We start from the raw sequence: 16394 nt of genomic DNA, 5'->3' as shown, positions 1-16394 counted from the left end.
GCTGGGCCCCTGAGACCCGCGCCCCCTGCTGACAGAGGAAGCCCCCATGTTCCGTCGTGGCAGTCGCAGTCCCTGGATGATGTTGGCCACCGTCCTGTCCGCGAGCCCGGGCCTCGCGGGCGACACCACCAACGTCATCTCCACCGACCGCTATCCGCTCCCCGCCGTCCGTGAGAGCCGGTATCGCCACCGCATCGCCACGGAGCTGGGCGGCGGCTGGCAGACCTTCGTCGGAGACCTGCACAGCCACCCCCGGGGACACTCGGAGATGGGGGGCGTGAGCCTCAGCTACACGCCACAAATCCGGCGCGACGAGGTCCTGCTCTCCGCCTTCCGCCATGGCTACGACTTCTTCGGGACCAGCAACCACACCTCGTCCTGGGACAACTCCTACGACGAGGATGATCCCGTCGGGCAGGTGAGCCTGGAGCAGGACGCGAACGGACAGCCCGAGATGCTGACGCTCGGGGGCATGGAGAGCCACCTGGGCTCCGACCCCGAGCACCACTTCAACACCTTCAACCGCCGCATCCGGTTCAACTCGAACAGCCTCTGGAACTGGCACCACGAGATCCTCAACCACTACTCGACCGACCCGCTCCAGAGCACCCACGTCCAGCTCAACCACCCCAACGAGGACGTCTTCTTCGCGCTCCCCACGGAGCCGGACCGGCGCCGCAACGTGCGCGACGCGGTGGAGCTGGCCGAGTACAACGACAGATACTTCGAGCTGCTGCGCCGCGGCTTCCGCGTCGCGCCCGCCTCCAACACGGACTCCCACGCCACCACCCGCGCGCAGCTCGGCGAGCCCTTCACCTTCCAGCACCCGAACGGCGCCTGGGTGCTGCCCTACATCGACGAGCCTGGCGTCCCGCGCGAGAAGATTCACGGCCGCGACACCGCCCAGGGCCGCACCGGCATCGTGCTGCCTCCGGGTGAGTGGTTCGACTACGGCAACTTCCTGAGAGCGCTGCGCAACCGCTGGGTGTACCGCACGGCGCTGCCGCCGGCGTCCGGCTTCTTCATGGTCAACGGGCGGACCATGGGCTCCGAGTTCTCGCTGGCCCCGGCCGAGCGGCGGCTCGACTTCACCGTCTGGGGCACGACCAAGGACGGCACCGGCGGCGGCAACAACTGGACCAGCCTCAAGGTCTGGAACCCCTTCCAGCCGGGCGCGCCCATCAAGGAGTTCACCTACACCGACCCGGGGCTCATCGACCTGAAGCAGGTCTTCTCCCTCACCCCCTACGAGTCCATCTACGTCGTCACGATCAACCAGGCCTGGGAGAACGCCGAGGTCACGATGGCGCCCATCTGGGTGCAGAACCCCGTCGCCAAGCCCACCATCACCCTCGAGTCCTCCGCCGTCCCCCGCCATGCGGTGCCCGTGATCTTCGTCAACGGTGGAGGCGACTCGGTGGTGCTCCAGCACGCGCGCACCGGCACCGACTTCAATGGCTGGCGGACGGTGGGGACCGTCTCCAACTTCTTCATTCCGCTGGACCCCGGCGTGCTTCCGACGACGTCGCAGTGGCGTGTCGTGGACCCGCATCAGCCGGAGGTCGTCTCCAACACCGTCACGCTGACGGTGAACAACGGCATGGACGTCCGACAGCCCCACCTGCCCACCCCGCCTCTCGACGGCGTCAACGTCCAGCTCTCCTGGACCAACCCGACGCCGCTGGCCGTGGACTACTACGCCTCGCGTGACAACGGCGCGACGTGGACGAAGCTCGCGGAGTCCATCAACTCCACGACGTCCGCGTATTGGAGCTTCTACACGGGCGGCTGGGGCGGCTCGAACGTGATTCTCAAGGTGGTGGACCGCGCCGACCCCGGTCACTTCGGCGTCACCCTGCCTTTCTTCGTCTCGCCCGAGGTGCAGCTCAAGATTCCCGCGACATCCAGTAACGCGACCGTCAACGCCATCGCGGCGTTCACGGTGACGGACTCGGACCTGGGCTCGTGCTGGTGGACAACCAGCGGCAACGAGCAGTCCGTCTACATCGACCTGGGCCAGGAGCACCTCGTCAAGCGGATGGAGGTGCTGTTCGGGAGCGAGAACCCACCGAGCTGGTACATGGGCACCAGCCACAACGGGAGTACCTGGAGCATGCATGACAGCGGCTCGCTGTCGTACTCGCCGAACCAGACGCTCATGAAGGACTACACGAACCGCACCGGCGGCGGCCTGACGGCGCGCTACATCCGGTTCTACGTGGCGGGCAACTTCCCCGGCCTCACGAGCGGGTCGCGGGTCTGCGACATCCGCCTGTACCGCTGACCGACCCGCGCCCCCTCTTCACACCGAGGGGGCGCGGAGCCTCATCAGAACGCTGCGCCGCTCGCGCGCCGGCCCGGCGAGGACGTCAGGCTGGACAGGCTGGTGTGCAGCACGAAGGTGGCGGCCGGGCCCAAATCCGGGCTGCGGTTCGCGGAGACACCGTCCGTGCCCGCCATCGCCGAGGACAGCACCGCCGTGTCCACCACCGTGCCGGACGCGTTCTTCACCGTCACGGTGTCACCGCTGTTCGACAGGCCCAGCGTGCTGGTGGACGCGGCCACCGCGTTGGGCGTGCCCGAGGGGATGCCCGACGCGCCACCGAACACCACGATGACGCCGCCCGCCGGCACCGTCGTCCCGCTGGCGAAGGTGTGCCGCACGCTCGCCGCGTCGGACACCGTCCACCCCGCGATGCTCAGCGCCGCCGTGCCCGTGTTCACCAGCTCCACGAACTCGCCATTCACGTCCGAGCCCGCCTCGTTCACCAGCACCTCGTTGATGAGCAGCGTCCCGGTGCCGCCCCCACCGCCCGTGGAGATGGAGAAGGCCGCGTCGCTGGTGTCCGTGATGCTGGAGTTGGACGTGTCCGTCACCCGCACGCGCGCCGCAGTGCTCGCGGTGGTGGGCAGCGTCCAGGCGAGGCTCCCCGCCGAGGCCGACGTGCTCGACGACAGCGTGGTCCACGTGCTGCCGTTCAGCGTGTACTCCACCCGCACGTTCGACACGCCCGAGGACGTCCAGGAGATGGAGCGCGCGCTGCCCGTCGTCCAGCTCTCACCGCCGTTGGGCGACGTCACCGTCAGGCTGGAGGACGCCGCGTCCCCGGGGATGAGGAAGTCCTTGATGACGCCCATGTGCTGCATGCCGGACGCGCCGCTGTCGCCCGAGAGCGCCGGGGACAGCTCGCCGATGGGCGAGTACACGCGCGTGTCCACCACCAGGCCGTTGGCGAACGAGCTGCCGCCGATGACCACCGCCGTCTGGTACGGCCGCAAGTCGCTGTCCACCAGCACGTGGTCATACGGGCTGTTGCGGCCCGCGTTGGTGTTGGTGTTGCCATTGCGGTCCGCGGGGTACGGGCTCGCCGTGTTGACCACCTGCGACAGGGTGCCGAAGGCCGACTCGGAGCGGCTGCCCGTGTTCAGGTCGCCGCCAATCACCAGGTAGTCCCCCGCGGGGATGTTGGCCTGGATGCGGCTGACCAGGCTCACCGCCTCCGTGTTGCGCGTGCTGGCGTTCGCCGTCAGCAGGTGCACGCTCACCGCCCACAGGTCCTTGGGCCCCGGGATGTCGATGCGCGCCCAGGCGAAGTCGCGGTTGCTGACCTGCGGGTCGTCCCACTCGCCCGAGGCGATGATGGGATAGCGGCTGATGATGCCATTGGGAATCTGCGCGCCGGACTCGCGGTAGTACGAGAAGCCCGGCCCGAAGGCCGTGTCCACGAAGCTGCGGATGTCGGCGGCGGAGTCCGTCTTGTAGTTGAACTCCTGAATCATCACGATGTCCGCGTCCGTGCCCTGGAAGATGCGCAGGCCGTGGCCCGGGTCGTAGTCCTGCCCGTTGCCACTGGAGAGGTTCGCCGCCATCAACCGCAGGCGCACGTTGGCCAGCTCGTCCTGGCGCTCACCGAGCGACGCGTCCTCGGAAGGCGCGTCCGACAGGGGCGCCTCGCCACCGCAGGCGGCGAGTCCCAAGAAGAACACCATGAGCCAGTGGCGCCATGACGACAGCGCGCGCGTCGAGACTGCGAGAGGGTTTCGCACGAGGTCCAGTCCTGCTCCCGCCTGGGGAGCGGTTGAGGGTCGGCAACGAATGCTGAACGGGTGGTCCAGACAGGCTTCGCCTGGAACCACGGCCTCAACTTACCTTCCCGGACCCACGGGAAAACCTGCGAAACACGATTGAAACATGACGAGACGTCGCCCTACAGGGCAGCCGCGGTGGACAGGGCGACGAACGCGTAGCGCAGGCCCTTGCCCAGCGTGACGAAGATGACGAACGGCAGGGGCCTGACGCCCACCATGCCGCCGGCGATGACGAACGCGTCACCGACGATGGGCATCCACGACATCAGCAGCGCGGGCGCGCCCCAGGTGCGCAGCTTCGCCTCGACGCGCTCCATCCGGGGCCCCTCCTTCTCACGGCGGCGCGCATACCAGCGCCCCAGCGCCCCGCCTCCACCGCGCGCCACCCACAGCCCCAGCAGGTAGAGCGACACCGCGCCCAGCACGTTGCCCACGGTGGCCACGCCCGTGGCGAGCATCGGCGGGGCGCCTCCATAGATGAGCGCGGCGAGCAGCGCCTCGGAGGGCACCGGCACCACCGAGCCCGCGAGCATCGCGACGAAGAAGAGGCCCGGGAGCCCCCAGGCGGAGAGGAACGAGGCGTCTGGCATGGAGAGGTGGGTGCGGAGCGCCCCGGCAGTGTGCCATGCGCACACGGGGGCACGCAGCCTCCGCGTCCAACCCGCCTGCTCCCACCCGCGGTGAGTCCCGGACCCGCAGGAACTGCGCACCCGCCCGAAGGCGCGCAGGAAATGCACGGCGTCGGGGTGGTTGGCACCTCGCTCCCCGAGGGAGGACGGGCGTCGGCGCAGGCCTTGCTACGGGAAGGAAACATCACCTCACCGTGAAGGAACTTCGTGTCATGAGCAGCAGCGACCATCCCGCACCGGGCCTGAGCAACGACCTGCGAATCGTCCCCGTGGAGATTGCTCCCGAGACGTTCTGGGTGGGCAAGCGGGAGCCGGGCAACATCTTCTACGCCAACCCCTATCTGAGACGCTTCCGGGGGACGGACGCGAAGACGCAGAGGACCTCGGAGTTCAACCTCCTCATCGACCCGGGCTCGAGCAGCGACTTCTCCACCATCCACACCAAGGTGACGTCGCTCATCGGAGGGATGGAGCGGTTGTCGGCCCTGTTCATCAACCACCAGGACCCGGACGTGGGCTCGTCGGCGAGCATCATCTCCGCGCGGTATGCGCCTCGCGCCGGAATCCTGTGCTCGGAGGACACCTGGCGGCTCATCGTCCACCAGAACCTGCCGCGCAACCGCTTCATCGCCACCGAGAAGTTCGCGCAGGGGCTGAGCGTCCCCACCGGGCACAAGCTGTTGCCGGTGCCCTCGCCCTTCTGTCACTTCCGGGGCGCGGTGATGCTCTACGACCCGCAGACGCGCGTGCTCTTCACGGGCGACTTGTTCGGCGGGCTCACGGACGCGAACGCGAAGGGGCTGTACGCGGACGAGTCCGACTGGGCGGGCATCCGCGCGTTCCATCAAATCTACATGCCGGTGAACGCGGCGCTGGCGCGCACGGTGGCCACCATCCGCAAGCTCACGCCCGCGGTGGAGATCATCGCGCCGCAGCACGGACGCGTCATCCGGGGGCCGCTGGTGCAGCAGTTCCTGGAGCGGATGGAGCGGCTGCAGGTGGGCCTGGACATCATGGACGAGGCCCAGGACAAGACGCACATCCAGGCGTGGAACGCGGTGGTGGACCGCGTGCTGGCGCTCGCGCGGGGCTACCTGGGCGATTCGGTGGACGTGAAGCTGGGGGCCAGCGAGGAGCTGTCGGACACGTCGACGTTCGAGGGCAACCGCCTGGTGGTGAACCGCCTGGGCAAGTGGACCGTGGAGCACGTGGTGGACGTGCTGTGCAAGGGTGAGCCGCCGGAGATCGCGGGCCCCATCATGGTGGAGGCCACCAGCGCGGCGGCGGAGTACAACCTGCCCACGCCGCACCTGGACATCGAGGGCGCGGGAGCCCCCTCGCACATCTCGCTGCTGGACCCCTGAGCCGCGGCACGGGCCAACGGACACCGAGAGGGAGGCGCGGTGGGCTCGACGGAAGATGACGCCGGGGGTGTGGTGTACCTCGGCGGCGTGCAGGAGACGAAGGCAACGGGCGGCACGACGCCGCCCCCGACGCCCGAGCTGTCATGGGGTCCCGCGCCGGTGACGCCTCCGCCCCCAGTGTCACTGGGCGAGACGTTGCGCGCGTCGACGCCCGTGTCCCCGCACGGGACGCTGCTCCAGGGAGTCCCCACGCCCGCGCCGCTCCCCGCGGCGATGGTGCGGGGGCTCGTCCCGGGACAGGTGGTGGCGAAGCGCTACCGCGTGGAGCGCTGGCTGGGCGCGGGTGGGAGTTCCACGGTGTACGAGGCGCACGACCTGCTCGAGCGGCATCGCGTGGCGCTCAAGGTGCTGGCGACGCCGCACGCGGACGCGGCGACGGTGGCCAGGTTCCGACAGGAGGTGGAGCACGCGCGGGCGCTGGAGCACGTGAACATCCTGCGTGTCTTCGATGTGGGCCTGGATGGGGAGCGGCACTTCCTCACCGTGGAGTTGTTGGACGGGATGGATTTGCGCCAGCGGATGATGGAGCGGCGCCCCACGCTCGCGGAGGCGCTGCGCTGGCTCACGCACGCGGCCGTGGCGCTGGAGCACGCGCATGGCCGGGGCGTGCTGCATCGGGACGTGAAGCCGGCGAACCTGTTCATCACGCGCGGCGGGGTGTTGAAGCTGATGGACTTCGGCCTGGCGAAGAGCGCGCACGTGGCCGGGACGACGGCGCAGGGGACGGTGCTGGGGACTCCCGAGTACATGGCGCCCGAGCAGGTGATGGGCAATCCGCCCGTGTCGTCCGCGACGGACCTGTATGCGCTGGGCATCGTGGCGTACGAGCTGCTCACGGGGCAGCTGCCCTTTCGTCACACAGACCCCGTGCCGCTGATGTTCCTGCATGTGCAGCAGGCGCCGGTGCCGTTGACGACGCTGCGGCCGAACCTGCCAGGGCCGTTCGAGCGGGTGGTGCTGAAGCTGTTGGAGAAGCGCCCCGAGGACCGCTACGCCAGCGCGGCGGAGCTGCGCTCGGCGCTCGCGAAGCTGTGGCCGTTCGCGCTCAAGGAGTCGAGCTGAGCGCGGAGGCGCGCGCGTCGAGGGCGAGAAGGGAGCTCTGAATGGGCGCACGCGCCGAGCAACGACGCCGCGCCGCGAGGAGACGCTCACGCGCGTGAGCGAGCCTGGGCGAAGGGCACACCCGCCCTGAGCTTTCGCGTGCGCTCAGGCCTCGCTCGTGGACTTTCCGGGAGCGGCCACCGCGAGCCCCAGGGCGACGACACCGGCGAGCGCGCCCGCGATGGCGAACTGCAAGGCGAAGTGGCCTCGGGCCAGCGCCAGCGCGGCCACCGTCAGCGAGCCACCCAACAGGCGCGTCGCGTAGAGGCTGCTGGTGACGATGCCCCGATGATGCCACGGGGCTCGCGACTGCGGGCCGATGAGCGACGTGCTCGCCGCAGGGCCCAGCCCCATGCCCAGCACCGCGAGCGAGACCAGCGCCGCGGACGTGCCCCAGCCATACGCGGCCGTCAGCGCGAGGAGGCCCGCCCCCGTCGCCGCCACCGCGAAGCCCACGCCCGCGCTCAGTCGCATGCCTCCGCGCACCAGCAATTTCACGCCGAAGGTCGACCCCACGGACCACCCCAACAACATGGGCAGCAGCGTCAGTCCGGCGACGATGGGTGTCTGTCCGCCCTGCTCCGTCATCCACAGCGGCACCCACGCGGCCATGCTGTAGAGCAGCGCGCCGCCGGCGATGCCTCCCGCGACGCCGCTGAGCACGGTGCGGTCCTTCACCAGCTCCATCGGCAGGAGGGGCGCGGGGGATTTGCGCTGCTGGAACACCAGCCCCGCGCCCAGCACCACCGCGCCCAGGAGGCACAGCCAGCGCAGCTCCGCGTGCCCTGGCTCCAGCGAGAACAGGAGCATCGCGGCGGAGGTGCCCGCGAGCACGGGCCCCCAGCGGTCCAGCTTCACGTCCGTGCGGCGCGGCGGGTCTCGATAGGAGAGATACAGGAGCAGCGCGGCGAACAGCCCCACCGGGACGTTCACCAGGAACACCCACCGCCACGACGCGTGCATCACCAGCCAGCCGCCGATGAGCGGGCCCACCGCGTTGCCCGCGCCCCACGCGCCGGTGAACAGGCCCTGCACGGCGGCGCGCTCGCGCAGCGTGTAGAGGTCCGCGCTGATGGTGAGCGTGGTGGGCTGCAGCGCACCGGCTCCGAGCCCCTGCAGCACCCGGAAGGCGATGAGCGCGTGCACGGAGTCGGCGAGCCCGCACAGCGCGGAGCCGACGAGGAACAACCCCATGCCGGCGAAGAAGACGGGCTTGCGGCCGAGCCGGTCCGCCAGCTTGCCGGAGATGAGCACGCCGACGGTGGAGGCGAAGAGGAACGCGGAGAACACCCACGAGTAGAGGTGCTGGCCGCCCAGCTCGCGGGTGATGGTGGGCATGGCGCTGGTCACCACCGTGCCCTCGAAGGCACTGACCACCAGGGCCAGCAGCACCGCTCCGGTCGCCGTCCGCCTCGCCACGCCGGGCCGAGCGGAGGACACCGGCTCTACCGACACACCGCTTCCATCCATTCCGAACATGTAACCGGGGGCTGGCCATGCGAAAATCGCAACTTCCGCATAGACTTCTTGCGCAATCCGCATGACCCGAGACCAGCTCCAGGCCTTTCTCCGAGTGGCACAAGAGGGGCGCCTCTCTCCGGCGGCCAAGGGCCTGGGCTTGTCCCAGTCCGGCCTGTCCCGGCAGCTCCAGGCGCTCGAGGCGGAGCTGGGCACCCGGCTGCTCGTCCGCACGCCCGCTGGCGCTGTCCTCACGGACGCGGGCGAACGCTTCCTGCCTCATGCCCGGCGCGCCCTGGATGCACTGGCCGCGGGCAGGTCCGAGCTGGAGCGACTGTCGGGAACACCTCGCGGCGCCGTGTCGCTCGGGACGTTGCACACGGTGGGCGCGTACCTGCTGCCGGACATCATCCCGACCTTCGCGCGGCGATTTCCCGAGGTGCGTCCCCGGCTCAGCGAGGGCATGAGCACGGTCCTCGAGGACAACGTGGTCCGAGGCGTCCTGGACCTGGCCATCGTGTCGTTACCCGTGCGTCACACGGACCTGGTGGCGCAGAAGTTGTGGGAGGAGGTGCTGGTGCTGGCGGTGCCTCGTGGACATCGCCTCACGAAGAGCACCCGGCCGCTGGCACTGGCGGACGTGGTGGAGGAGACGTGGGTGGTCATCCCCAGCATGAGCGGGACGCGGGCGCTGGAGGCGGAGTGCGAGGCGCGCGGGGTGACGCCGAGGCTCGCGCTGGAGACGGACAACGCGGAGGCGATGCGGCGCATGGTGGAGCGCGGCCTGGGTGTGGCGCTCATCCCGGAGCTGATGGCGCGGGACCATGAGTCTCGCGGCTTCGACGTGGTGCCGCTGCCGAAGAGTGGGTTGAAGCGACAGGTGGCGCTCGTGCATCGGGGCGAGGGCTACCTCACCGCGGCGGCGCGCGAGCTCAAGTCGTTCATCGTGGAGAGTGTGCGAGCGATGCCCGAGCCCTGGGGAGGAGGCAAGCGCACGGCAGCGGCCTCGGGCCCTCGGGTGAGGTAGCTTGCGAGCCGGCCAGCACGTCCATGTGGGCGAGAGAGGAGTTTCATGCCGCTGAAGGTGATGACGTTCAACGTGTTGCAGGGAGGCGAGGAGCGGTTCGACGACATCGTCACCTTCCTCGCCCGGAACGCACCGGACGTCCTGGTGCTCCAGGAGTGTCTGGGCTGGGACGACGGCGGGAGGTTGCGTCGGGTGGCGGAGGCGCTGGACGTGCCGCAGGACGAGGCGCACCTGGTGTTGGGACAGTCCCGCTCCAGGCCCAGCGGGCGGTGCTACCACGTCGCGGTGGTGAGCCGCCCTCCCCTGCGCTCGCTGCGCATCCACAATGACCGGCACTTCCTGGGTCACTGCATCGTCGAGTGCGAGCTGGAGGCCAACGGCCCGGTGACGCTGTTCGGCACGCACTTCGACGCGCACCACGAGAAGCTGCGCTACGTGGAGGCGCGGTATCTGCGCTCGTTGCTGGACGCGTCCCGGTTCCGCGAGGGGCAATATCTGTTGGTCGGTGACCTCAACTCGCTGTCGCGCAGGGACCCGTATCCGGTGGACCTGGAGGACCGGCTGCGACGGGCGGGCACGGACAAGTACGGCCATCCACCGCGCTTCGACGTCATCGACGACATCGAGGACTACGGCTGGGTGGACACGCTGCCGACGCGGGCCGCGTCGACGCGCTGGGTGACGGCGCGACGCAACCGGGGCGGCGTCACCATCGACTACCGCACGGACTATGTCTTCGCCTCGCCACGCATGGCGGAGCGACTGGTCTCCGCGGAGGTCATCGACGTGGGCGACACGTCCGACCACAACCCGCTGGTGGCGACCTTCCGATAAGAAACCAGGCTGGGAGAACACCATGTCCGGGGGGACATCCATGACGAAGCGCGGGTGGTGGGTTGCGCTGCTGCTCCTGCTTGCCAGCTGTGCGTCGGCACCTGCCGTCCACGCGGAAACTGTCGAGCTGTCGCTCGAGGAGGAATCCGCGGAGGACTGCCGCGAGGCGGCGGAAGACGACGGGGATGAGGGATGTGTCACCATCGCGTGCGAAGACGGCACGTGTGGGCTCTACCGGTGCGAGGACGTCGCATCCGCTGCGGTGGCATTCCGCACAGGCGCCCCCGCCGCACCGATGGCAGGCATGGGCAACTCGCCACAACGGTACTGGGGCGCTGCCCAGGTGTTGCCGGGCCGCGAGCCCGTGCTCGTCTTCCGGAAGGAGCGCCCCGAGGAGCTACCGAGTCAGAAGGACCTCCGGAAGGCGAGAAAGGAGTGGGAGCAGGCCACGAAAGAGAAGCACCACATCTTCCCCCGGGCATTCGCGGACTACTTCGCGTCCCGCCAGATCAACATCCACGAGTACGTCCTGACCATCGACGTGAAGCGGCACAAGGAGATCCACGGTGGTGGGCATGGTGCCCCGTGGAACGCGGACTGGCTCCAGTACATCACGCAGGTGGAGCGAGAGGCCAACCTGGAGGGCGGGCCCAGGCCCGCGGAAGTGCGGCAGCGGCTCTTCGACTTTGGAGGGCTCATGGTCCAGCGCTATCGTCTCGTGGGGATGCCGATGACGTACTGGCAGCAGCTCACCGCCAACATGCGAATCGCCGAGGACTGATGCGCTACTTCAGCCTGGCCCCCATCTTCGACCTGGGTGACACGCGATGGCGTTGGAGTCTCAACGCGAAGCGCCGGTGGGTATTACCCGGGACGGAGTGTCCTCAATGTCATGCCGGGCCTGCGCTCGGAATCGACTACCCGAGCGTCGACTTGTCCGGCCTGCCCGAAGAACGGCAGTACCGGAAGGCAAGGTTCGCCCCTTGGAACGAGTACGCGCCCCTTCAGGACCGCGTCCTACCGCTCCTCCCAGCAGGCGCTGCTCCCCGCTCGGGAATGGGAATGGGGCCACTGGTAGGAAAGGTCCGAGGACGCCCGCCCCCCGTCGCGATGGACATGCCCTGGCGTCTCTTCGCCCAGCCCGAGGGCTTCGAGCGATTGCTCGCCGCTGGGCTGCGCGGCATCACTCCGATTCCGACGGCCATGACGGCAGCGCGTGATGTACCACCGCTGCTCGAGCTCGAGCTCCAGTCCGGGGGCAGCTTCGCACCGGAGTGCGGCGTTGCTCCTCCAGGGGCACCATGCACCGTCTGCGGAGTCGAACGTCTGGTAGTAGCGCCGAAGAACTGGTGGCTCGATCCCGCCGAGAACTCGTCTTCCCTGGACCTCTTCCGCTTTCGTTGGGACCCCGCGATGACCGTCGTGAGCGAGCGCTTCGTGGAAGTGCTCCGCTCCCTGGGCGACACCGGCATCCAGGTCAGGGAAGTTCCCACGACCGAGCCATCCGCGACTGGCGCGCACCCGTAGCGGGAGAAGACCTCCACCTCATCGTCACGCCACGCCTGTACCGCACCGTTCCAGAAGTTGGTAAACCTCCACGCGCATGGCGCGAATGGACAGCTTCGTGGAGTACACGGTCGAGTTGTTGGAGAAGCTCGGCCCGGTGCAGGCCCGGCGGATGTTCGGCGGCTGGGGGCTGTACTTCGGCGGCCGGATGTTCGGCCTCATCGGCGACGGTCAGCTCTACTTGAAGACGGACGAAGTCTCCCGACCGGAGTTCCAGGCCGCGGGCTGCCGCCCCTTCGTCTGGGAGGGCGGGGGCCAGCGCATCGAGATGAGCTACTGGACGCCGCCCGCCGACGCCAGCGATGACGCCTACGCGCTGCTGCCCTGGGCCCGCCGCGGCGTCGACGCGGCGACCCGGGCCGCGCTGAAGAAGGCGCCGAAGAAGAAGGCGGCCGCGAAGAAGACTCCAGCGGAGCCCGCGAAGAAGACCGCCGCTCCACGCAAGGCCACCAAGACTCCGGCGAAGAAGGCTCCCGCCCAAAAGCCCTCGGCGACGAAGAAGCCCGCCGCGAAGAAGACCTCCACCGCGCGCAAGGCGAAGCCTTCGTCCCGCCGTCGGTAAAGCCCGCTCAGGCGGTCTGGATGTCCGCCGCCGTCTGCAACCCCAGCTCGGCGACGGAGACCTCGCGCATCCTGAACTTCTGCACCTTGCCCGTCACCGTCATCGGGAACGCGTCCACGAGCTTCCAGTAGCGGGGAATCTTGAAGCTCGCGATGCGCCCGGTGCAGTGCTTCGTCAGCTCCTCCGTCGTGAGCGACACGCCGGGCTTCGCCTTCACCCAGGCCATCACCTCCTCGCCGTACTTCACGCTCGGCACGCCGATGACCTGCGCCTCGCTCACGCCCGGGTGCGTGTGCAGGAACTCCTCCACCTCGCGCGGCGAGATGTTCTCCCCGCCCCGGATGATGAGGTCCTTGATGCGGCCGACGATGCGCACGTACCCGTCCGCGTCCATCGTCGCCAAATCGCCCGTGTGCATCCATCCCGCACGGTCCACCGCCTTCGCCGAGGCCTCCTCGTTCGCCCAGTACCCCAGCATCACGCTGTACCCGCGCGTGCACAGCTCCCCCGCCGTCCCGCGTGGCACCACCTCGCCCGTCTCCGTGTGGACGACCTTCACCTCCAGGTGCGGATGCACGCGCCCCACCGTGGACACGCGCTTGTCCAGCGGGTCATCCAGCGAGCTCTGCGTGGACACCGGTGACGTCTCCGTCATGCCGTAGCAGATGGTCACCTCGCGCATGTTCATCCTCGACTGCACCTGCTTCATCACCTCCACCGGACACGGCGAGCCCGCCATGACACCGGTGCGCAGCGTGGAGAAGTCGAACTCACCGAAGCGCGGGTGGTCCAGCTCCGCGATGAACATGGTCGGCACGCCGTACAGCGACGTGCACCTCTCCGCCTGCACCGCCTGCATCACCGCCAGCGGCTCGAAGGCCTCGCCCGGAATCACCATGGTGGAGCCGTGCGACGTGCAGGCCAGGTTGCCAATCACCATGCCGAAGCAGTGGTAGAACGGCACGGGGATGCAGACCCTGTCCGCGGGGCCGTACTTCAGCGCCTCGCCGATGAAGTACCCGTTGTTGAGCACGTTGTGGTGCGACAGCGTGGCGCCCTTGGGGAAGCCCGTCGTCCCGGACGTGTACTGGATGTTGATGGGGTCATCGAACTGGAGCGACGCCTCGCGCGCCTCCAGCGTGTGCCCGCTCACGTGCTTCGCGTTGGACAGGAGCAGCTCCCAGTCCTCGTCCAGCACCAGCGCCACGCGCAGCTCGGGACAGCGCGGACGCACCTCCTCCAGCATCGACTTGTAGTCCGTCTGACGGAAGCCCTTGGACAGCAAGAGCACGCTGGTGCCGGACTGGTTGAGCGAGTACTCCAGCTCCGCCGTGCGATAGGCCGGGTTCAGGTTGACCAGGATGGCGCCGATGCGGGCCGTCGCGTACTGCGTCACCACCCACTCGAAGCGATTGGGAGACCAGAGCCCCACCCGGTCCCCCTTCTCCACGCCCATGGCCAACAGGCCCTTCGCCACCTGCGTCGTCGTGTCCCACAGCTCACGGTACGTCGCCCTGTAACCCTGGGAGACGACCACGAGCGCCTCGCCCTCCGGGTTCCGCTCCACCGTCCGCCGCAGGTTCTGCCCGAGGGTCTCTCCGAGCAGCGGGGTGGAACTGGTGCCATGCACATACGAGGGAGGCAGTGGGCTCATGCCGTCATCGTCACGCCGCCAGCCACGGTGGGCAAGCATCACCGTCCCCGCTTGCACACTCTCCATCGTTGCGCAGAAATTGCGCGGCACCTCACCGGGCCGTCGAGCGGGCTCTCCGTCCCTTCACCGCGCCGCGCCGCGAGTCGCGTCGCTTCACCTGGACAACACGGGCCTTCTTCTTCTTCGCGACCCGAGGCCGAGGCACCGCGTCGACACCCTGGCACTCCGCGCAGAAGAACAACCCGCGTGCCGCCAGCTCCCGTCGTCGCACCTTCGCGCCACAGCGAGGACAGGGCTGTCCCTCGCGGCCATACACACAGAAGCGCTCCGCGCGCTTGCGCCCCGCCACACCCTCCGGCACCGGCGGCGCCCCCGGCGTGACGATGTGCCCGTCCCGCGACGCGTCCAACAAGAGCCGCTGGAGCACATCCCACAGCCGCGCGAAGTCCGCCTCGCTCAACACTCCCGCCGGCAGCAACGGCGGGAGCCTCGCCAGGAACAGCGCCTCCGCCCGGAGGATGTTGCCCACGCCGGACAGCCGCTCCTGGTCCAGCAGCGCGAGCGCCAGCGGCATCCGGCCCCGACACAGCTTCTCGCGCGCCCGCTCGGGCGAGGACTCCGGGCGCAGCGGGTCCTCTCCGAGCTTCGCGCGCAGCGTCGCCTCGTCCTTCGCCGTCAACAGCTCACAGGCCTGCGGTCCGGACAGGTGCAGCGTGGCGTGGGGCGAGGACAGCCGCAGCCGACAGGCGGGGGACGGCGCCGGCGCGTCGCTCCGGAAGTGGCGGATGTTCCCGAACAACCCCAGGTGCACGTGCAGCCGCACCTCGCCCTCGAAGCGATAGAAGAGGTGCTTGCCGTGCGCCTCCACCGCCTGGAGCACCCGCCCGGACAGCACGCGCGCCCCGTCGCCGAAGCGCCCCTGCGGGGAGTCCGCCGTGAAGCGCCGGCCCGACAGCCATCGGCCATGGACCCGCGCCACCCGGTGGATGATGTTCCCTTCTGGCATCCCCCTGGGTAACCCCCGGCCCTTCCAGGCGCCAAGGCCCCCCAGCCCCCCGTCCGGGGACCAGCCGGGGCAGCGCCCCTGTCCACTGGCATTCGCCCCAGCGCCGAATCGGGAGATCCCCTGGTGCGCGGTCACCACGCACCGCATTAAAAGGGGGAGGTTCATGGAAGACTCAAACGCCAGGCTGGTCGCCGCGCTGCTGGAGGCCCGACAGCGCCACTGCTTCCCCCCCGACGTGCGGCGGGCGGCTCCCGAGTTCGTCGGACAGGTGCTCGGACTGCTGTTCCCCCACTTCGCCGAGCGCCTGGAGTGTACCGCCGCCGCCGTGCGCCGGGACGTCACCACCGTGGAGGCCAGCCTCCACCGCCTGCGCGAGACGCTCGCCCCGCTCTACCCCGACATCAACGCCAGCATCCCCACCCGCTTCATGGAGCGGCTGCCGGAGCTCTACGACTGGCTGCGACAGGACTCGCAGGCCATCTTCGAGGCCGACCCCGCCGCGCGCTCCGTGGACGAGGTCATCCTCACGTACCCGGGCTTCCTCGCCATCGCCATCTTCCGCGTGGCCAACGCACTGCACGTGCTCGGCTTCCCGCTGCTGCCGCGGCTGCTCACCGAGCACGCGCACCAGCGCACCGGCGTGGACATCCACCCGGGCGCCACCATCGGCCGCAGGTTCGTCATCGACCACGGCACGGGCGTGGTCATCGGCGAGACGACGCTCATCGGCAACAACGTCACCGTCTACCAGGGCGTCACGCTGGGCGCGCTCATGGTGGAGAAGGCCCTGGCCGACAAGAAGCGCCACCCCACGCTCGAGGACGACGTGGTGGTGTACGCCAACGCCACCATCCTCGGCGGGGAGACGGTGGTGGGGCGAGGCAGCATCGTCGCCGGCAACGCGTGGCTCACGCAGACCATCCCCCCCAACTCCGTCGTCACCCGCCGCAGCGAGATTCGCCCCCGTGGGGCCGACGGCGCCATGGACGCCATCGAGTTCCACATCTGAACGCTCCCGAAGCACCCACCGCGCAGCCCCCGACG

The 16394-nt window shown here is 69.3% G+C and carries 14 protein-coding genes; 9 read left to right on the top strand and 5 right to left on the bottom strand.

Annotated features, from left to right (window positions below; translation table 11 throughout):
• Positions 1-46 precede the first annotated feature (46 nt).
• A complete protein-coding gene (locus tag LXT21_RS36305; protein WP_254042818.1) occupies positions 47-2284 on the top strand; it encodes a discoidin domain-containing protein in 2238 nt (745 codons plus the stop codon).
• A 44-nt stretch (positions 2285-2328) separates the two neighbouring features.
• Here LXT21_RS36305 and LXT21_RS36300 read toward each other — a convergent pair whose 3' ends face one another.
• Entirely contained in the window at positions 2329-3990 is a 1662-nt protein-coding gene (locus LXT21_RS36300; protein WP_254042817.1) for a lamin tail domain-containing protein, read from the bottom strand.
• Between the two features lie 218 nt (positions 3991-4208).
• Positions 4209-4679, bottom strand: a complete 471-nt coding sequence (locus LXT21_RS36295; RefSeq protein ID WP_254042816.1) for a YqaA family protein — start codon at positions 4677-4679, stop codon at positions 4209-4211.
• A 251-nt stretch (positions 4680-4930) separates the two neighbouring features.
• Between LXT21_RS36295 and LXT21_RS36290 the strand changes: the two genes are divergently transcribed.
• Both LXT21_RS36290 and LXT21_RS36285 read left to right on the top strand, forming a co-directional pair.
• Positions 4931-6082, top strand: coding sequence for an oxygen-binding di-iron domain-containing protein (locus LXT21_RS36290; protein ID WP_254042815.1), 1152 nt, complete (start codon positions 4931-4933; stop codon positions 6080-6082).
• Positions 6083-6121: 39 nt separating this feature from the next.
• Positions 6122-7204 carry a serine/threonine-protein kinase gene (locus tag LXT21_RS36285; RefSeq protein ID WP_254042814.1) on the top strand — a complete coding sequence of 361 codons (1083 nt, stop codon included), beginning with the start codon at positions 6122-6124 and terminating at the stop codon, positions 7202-7204.
• A gap of 144 nt (positions 7205-7348) precedes the next feature.
• Here the strand turns inward: LXT21_RS36285 and LXT21_RS36280 are convergent, their stop codons facing one another.
• On the bottom strand, positions 7349-8713 hold the full coding sequence (locus LXT21_RS36280) for an MFS transporter (RefSeq protein ID WP_256572270.1): 1365 nt from the start codon (positions 8711-8713) through the stop codon (positions 7349-7351).
• 70 nt (positions 8714-8783) lie between these two features.
• Between LXT21_RS36280 and LXT21_RS36275 the strand changes: the two genes are divergently transcribed.
• The 5 genes from LXT21_RS36275 to LXT21_RS36255 all read left to right on the top strand — a co-directional run bounded on the left by LXT21_RS36275 (position 8784) and on the right by LXT21_RS36255 (position 12690).
• A complete protein-coding gene (locus LXT21_RS36275) occupies positions 8784-9728 on the top strand; it encodes a LysR family transcriptional regulator (protein WP_254042812.1) in 945 nt (314 codons plus the stop codon).
• Between the two features lie 45 nt (positions 9729-9773).
• Entirely contained in the window at positions 9774-10562 is a 789-nt protein-coding gene (locus tag LXT21_RS36270) for an endonuclease/exonuclease/phosphatase family protein (protein WP_046711754.1), read from the top strand.
• Complete coding sequence (sitA6, locus tag LXT21_RS36265) at positions 10459-11343, top strand: SitA6 family polymorphic toxin lipoprotein (protein WP_323395453.1); 885 nt, start codon at positions 10459-10461, stop codon at positions 11341-11343. The genes LXT21_RS36270 and sitA6 overlap by 104 nt, the downstream gene beginning before the upstream one ends.
• Entirely contained in the window at positions 11343-12089 is a 747-nt protein-coding gene (gene sitI6 / locus LXT21_RS36260) for a SitI6 family double-CXXCG motif immunity protein (RefSeq protein WP_254042810.1), read from the top strand. Before sitA6 ends, sitI6 begins: the two co-directional genes overlap by 1 nt.
• A gap of 76 nt (positions 12090-12165) precedes the next feature.
• Entirely contained in the window at positions 12166-12690 is a 525-nt protein-coding gene (locus LXT21_RS36255; protein WP_254042809.1) for a TfoX/Sxy family protein, read from the top strand.
• Between the two features lie 7 nt (positions 12691-12697).
• Here the strand turns inward: LXT21_RS36255 and LXT21_RS36250 are convergent, their stop codons facing one another.
• On the bottom strand, positions 12698-14344 hold the full coding sequence (locus LXT21_RS36250) for an AMP-binding protein (protein WP_254042808.1): 1647 nt from the start codon (positions 14342-14344) through the stop codon (positions 12698-12700).
• 91 nt (positions 14345-14435) lie between these two features.
• The gene (locus tag LXT21_RS36245; protein ID WP_254042807.1) at positions 14436-15350 is read right to left on the bottom strand and encodes an Fpg/Nei family DNA glycosylase; all 915 of its coding nucleotides are present in this window, start codon (positions 15348-15350) and stop codon (positions 14436-14438) included.
• A gap of 163 nt (positions 15351-15513) precedes the next feature.
• On the opposite strand from LXT21_RS36245, the gene LXT21_RS36240 reads away from it, so the two are divergent.
• Positions 15514-16359, top strand: a complete 846-nt coding sequence (locus LXT21_RS36240) for a serine O-acetyltransferase (RefSeq protein WP_254042806.1) — start codon at positions 15514-15516, stop codon at positions 16357-16359.
• Positions 16360-16394 lie beyond the last annotated feature (35 nt).

The sequence above is a fragment of the Myxococcus guangdongensis genome, from assembly GCF_024198255.1.
Lineage (GTDB): Bacteria > Myxococcota > Myxococcia > Myxococcales > Myxococcaceae > Myxococcus > Myxococcus guangdongensis.
The sequence above is the reverse complement of the archived record's forward strand: the minus strand, read 5'-3'. Positions and strand labels throughout refer to the sequence as shown.